Origin of the sequence: Gemella sp. 20925_1_85 (assembly GCF_041433735.1) — a bacterium.
Taxonomy (GTDB): domain Bacteria; phylum Bacillota; class Bacilli; order Staphylococcales; family Gemellaceae; genus Gemella.
The window spans coordinates 1-5,442 of sequence record NZ_JAPWCC010000046.1 but is presented as its reverse complement, the minus strand read 5'-3'; the positions used below and the strand labels follow the sequence as shown (position 1 = coordinate 5,442).

The 5,442-nt window shown below is 35.5% G+C and carries 1 protein-coding gene; it reads left to right on the top strand.

Going from position 1 to position 5,442, the window contains the following annotated elements; translation table 11 throughout:
- Positions 1–532: 532 nt before the first annotated feature.
- The coding region (locus O3884_RS08860) for a DUF1542 domain-containing protein (RefSeq protein WP_371453012.1) at positions 533–5,442 on the top strand (4,910 nt) is incomplete at its 3' end.

The window sequence follows — 5,442 nt, the reverse complement described above, 5'->3', positions numbered from 1 at the left end:
TTTATGTTGATTTTTTGAAAGAATGCATTAAACAGGTAATTGGATAGAGTATAATTCTCCGAGTGTATTTTAACTTACACCTTATAAAGCTAAGAGTGTTACTATAAAAAAATTATATAATCTTGTTTTAGTAAATAATAAAATGTTTTCGTGGTAAGAAACAATAAATAATTCTTATAAAGTTCAAGTATATGAATACTTCTATAGTAAACCACCATCAAAAAAAAGACTTCAAATATCGATAATCAAGTAATAATATCAAAAAGTTAAGAAAGCGCTTAACATAAATACAAGTAATTCTTTGGACAAAAAATGCTAAATTTGATAAAGTTAAGTTGGAATTGTATATAATTTTGAAGTATTATATTTGTAAAATTACTCTAAATTATTAGCCAATATTATAAAAATAGGGGAGAAAAATTATTGTCGAAAGTTTTTTATGAAAGGAGTTTTGTGTTTTTTTTATATATAGGGTATGATTAAAATAGTAGTAATATAGGTTTTATTAGGGATAATAAAGGAGAAGAATTTAATGGGAAAAAATAATAAGTATGTAAAAAGTATAAAAGAAGGTACAAAAGTAGAATCGTATTCGATTAAGAAGTTTAAAGCAGGGGCTGCATCGGTAGTAATAGGTGCTAGTATCTTTTTGGGAGCAGGAGCAGTAGCTCAAGCATCTGAGGATGTTTCTAATAACACAACAACAGACAACACAACAAACTCAGGTGAAAAGGTAGAGGCTACATCACAAGCAGTTGCACAACCAAAAGTAGAAAACACTAAAGAAAGTGTAGCTAATGCAGTTGCAGCGAAAGTAGGAGTAGAAGAGCCAAGAGCAGAAGCACCTAAAACAGAAGTAAAACAAGAAACGCCTGCAGAAGCTAAATTGGATAAAAGTCGATTAGAAGCTTATATCAGTGAAATTTCAGCTAATATCAGTGCTGGGAAATATGCTAACAAAACAGAAGATTCTGTAGCAGTATTAACAGCAGAGTTAGAAAGCGCAAGAGCTACTCTAGCATCAGCTAAAACACAAGCTGAATTAAATGCAGCGTATAATAAACTTGTAACTACTGTAAACTCAAAACTAGTTAATAAACCTGTGGAGAAAAGAGAAACACCAGCAGTAGACACAACACAATCAAAACCTACAGTTGGTAAAAAAGCAGAAAACACAGAGAAAAAATCTGATTCAAACTCAATCGAAAACACTGGATCTAAAGACTCACGTAATGGACAAGCATTAGATAAAAATAATGCATTTAGAGCGGAGACAACTGCAACTCATGGTAACTTTAATTACTCTATGGAGTATTCTAATGGAAAAGAAATTTACCTTTATAATGAAGAGGATGCAGATGTCAATATTACAGTTAGCTCAACAGCTGGAAATATTACTAAAGCAACAGTTAAAGCTGGAAGTGGTCAGTTCGTACTAAAATCGAAAAGTGATCAAGCGATAGCTTATGCAAAAAAACAAAGCTCATTTAATCCTCCGGAAGAAGAGGTTGAAATAGATGGTTATGGTTGGAGTTATCATCAAACACTAAGTGAAACTCAAGGCCCAGTGAAAATTAAAATCACTGGTAAACCAAATGATACGTTTAAAGGACTTAAACCTTATACAAAAACTGAAGATCAGCGAGCAGTATTAGGAGCAAGATATCTACAACTTGAAGATTCTACTGGTGCTAAACTGGCTGGAGGTAACAATCCATCAGCTCCTGGTTATTTCAACTTAGTTGTTAAATCTCAAACATACAAATACGATATTCAACCAGTAGCAGAGGAGAATAAAGTTGCTGTTGTAGATATTAACAACTTAACTCCAACTGATATTAACAAAATCAAAGAGAAAATTAAGATTCAATACTCTGATAAAGCAACAACAGAAGATGCTCGATTAGCTTCTAAAAAAGGCGAAGTCTTACAAGATAGATCAACGGTAGTGAAAGAAGTCGCTGTTGCTAACGGAACAGTTACAGTTACGTATAATGACGATTCAGTAGATACTACTCCAGTTGCAAGTGTAGCGCGTACAAATCCAGCACCAACAGTAGAACTTCCATACTCAAATGTTAATAAACGTCAAATTTACGTTTATACAGGAGAAAATACTGATTTAACATTCAAAGCTACAGATGATTCTACTGTAAAAGATTTATATCTACGTGGACCAGGTGGTGTTGGAAATGATAACGCCGCAGCCTACGGATTCACAACAGGTAAGATTGATAACGGTGCCGTTACAAATGGAGAAGGAACAGTATCTGGCGATAAGAGAACAGCAACTATCAAGATGACGGGTATTACAACTCTTAAAGCTCCAAACCAATGGACAAGTTTTATTGAAGCTAAAGATAATGATGATTTCAAATCAATGACAGGAGCAAACTACGATGCTTCAACTGATGATGCAGTACGTCAACAAAAACCAGGATATGTTCAATTCATCGTTAAAAATCAAACATCTAAATATGAAATTTCAGCTCCAACAGAAAAAGTAGCTGTAGCAGATCCAGCAAATGTAACAGAAGCTGAATTAGACAAAATTAAAGAAAAATTAAAACTTGAATACAATAAGGATAATGATGATGCGAACTTAGCAGATAAAAAAGGTAAAAATGTTGATGATAAAGATGCTAAGATTAAATCAGTAACAAAAGATGCTAATGGAAATCTTGTAGTAACATACACAGATGGATCTCAAGATACAAGAGCATTATCAGACTTTGTAACTATAGATAAACAACCAGCGCTTGATGCGGTTAATAAAGCAGCAGAAGATAAGATTGCAGAAATTAACAAAACGCCAAATGCTACTGATGAAGAAAAAGCAGCAGCAATCGCAAAAGTAAATGCGGATAAAGAAAAAGCCGTAGCAGCAATTAACGATTCTAATCTAACTACAAAAGCAGCATTAGATCAAGCTAAAGATTCTGGTACAACTGCAATTAAAGCTGATAACGCAGTAGTGACGAAAAAAGATGTAGCAAAAGCAGATGTAGAAGCAGCGCGTAAAGCAAAAGCAGATGCTATTACTGCTGATAAAAACTTAAGTCAAGAAGAAAAAGATGCAGCAATCGCTAAAATTAATAAAGCGGCTGAAGATGCAACAAATGCAATCGATGCAGCAACGACAGATGCAGCTGTAGATACAGCGAAAAATGCTGGAACTACAGAATTTGGTAAAGTTAATCCAATCGCAAAAGAAAATGCAAAAGAAGCTATTGCGAATGCACTAACAGCTAAAAATAAAGAAATCGATGACCGTACTGATTTAACTCAAGCAGAGAAAGATGCAGCAAAAGCAGAAGCTAAGAAATTAGCAGATGTAGAACTTGCAAAAGTTAATGCGCAACCTGATAACGCAGAAACAGCAGATGCAGCGGCAGCAGCTCAAAAACTTGTTAATGATGCAGAAGATAAGGGTGTAGCAGATGTAACATCAGTATACCCAATTGCTAAAGAACAAGCTAAACAAGCTGTAGCAGATGAGCTAACTAAGAAAGAAGCGGAAATCGATGCTCGTACAGACTTAACACAAGAAGAAAAAGACGCAGCTAAGAAAGAAGCACAAGCTAAAGCAAAAGCAGCAACTGATGCGATTAATGCCCAACCAGCTATTGCTGATTCTGAGGATAAAGCAACAGCAGCTCAACAAGCGGTAGATACAGCTAAAAATACTGGAGTATCAGAAGTTAAAGCTGTGAATCCAGAAGCAAAAGCTAAGCCAGCAGCGAAAAAAGCAATTGACGAAGCATTAAAAGCTAAAGAAGCGGAAATCGATGCTCGTACTGACTTAACAGACGAAGAAAAAACAGCAGCGAAAGCAGAAGCGAAAGCAGCAGCTGACAAAGCAAAAGAAAGTGTAGATAAAGCAACAACAGATGCAGCAGTAAAAGAAGCAGAAACTGCAGGAGTATCAGAAGTTAAAGCAATTAACCCAGAAGCGAAAGCTAAGCCAGCAGCTAAGAAAGCAATCGATGATAAATTAGCAGAGCAATTAAAAGCTATTGAAAATACCCCTGATGCAACAGACGAAGAAAAAGCAGATGCAATTCAAAAAGCTAAGGACGCAGCAGAACAAGCAAAACAAGCAATAGATGATGCTAAAACAGATGCAGAGGTTAATACCGCTAAAGAAACAGGTGAAGCAGAAGTAGCAAAAGCTCTTCCTGTAGTTGAAACTAAACCGAATGCTCGTAAAGCAATCGATGAAGAAGCAAAAGCTAAAAAAGCAGCTATCGATGCTCGTGATGATTTATCTCCTAAAGCTAAAGAAGCGTTAAAAGCTAAAGTAGATAAAGTTGCGAAAAAAGCTAAAGAAGCAATTGACGCAGTAAGCAGTGTAGCGGATGTAAATACAATAGAAGAAGCGGACAAAGAAGCTATTAGATCAATTGGAGGTATTAATAGACCAATTGACAAAGTTCTTGTAAAAGACCCAAGTGCATTAACAGATGAAGAAAAAGCTAAAATCTTAGAAGAAGTTAAAAAAGTTAATCCTACAGCCAAAGAAGTTAAATATAACGAAAATGGTAAAATCGAGGTAACTACAGAAAATGGCGATAAAGGAACGATTAATCCAGCTAAATTAGTGAAAACAGAGAATGATTTAGATAATGATAAAGGTGGAAACGACATTAATAAACCACTTGATAAAGTTATTGTAAAAGATCCAGCTAACTTAACAGATGAAGAGAAAGCCAAGATTGTTGCTAAAGTTGAAGAGGTAAATCCAGATGCTATAGTAACGATAGATGAAAATGGAACTGTTTCTGTTTCTACTCCAAATGGTAAAACTTCGGCAATTCCGGCATCAGATTTAGTAAGAACAAAAGAAGATACAGAAAAAGCAGGAGCAGGTAACTCTAATATTGTTAAACCAGCAGATAAGATTGTTGGTGAAGCAAATGATCCAGATGATCAAGCTAAAGCAGAAGAGAAATTAAGAGAATTAAACCCTGAGACTAAATCTGTTAAATTCGATGAAGATGGTAATGCGACAGTTACCCTAAAAGATGGAACTACAGCAACAATCCCATCAGAAGACTTATTCAGATCAGAAGCAGATGCAACAAAACCAAACGCAGGAAACGACGTCGTTAAACCAGCGGACAAAACAGTAGTAGCAGATCCAGCTAAACTTACAGACGCTGAGAAGAAAGCAATCGAAGATAAAGTTAAAGCAGTTAACCCGGGAGCAACTGTGGTAGTTGACGATAAAGGAAACGCGACAGTAACAACACCAGAAGGTAAGACAGCGGTAATTCCAGCAACAGATTTAGTTAAATCAGCAGAAGATGCAACTAAACCAAACGCAGGAAACGATATAGTTAAACCAGCAGACAAAACTGCAGTAGCAAACAAAGATGCCCTGACTCCAGAAGAGAAAAAAGCAATCGAAGATAAAGTTAAAGCAGTAAATCCAGGAGCAAC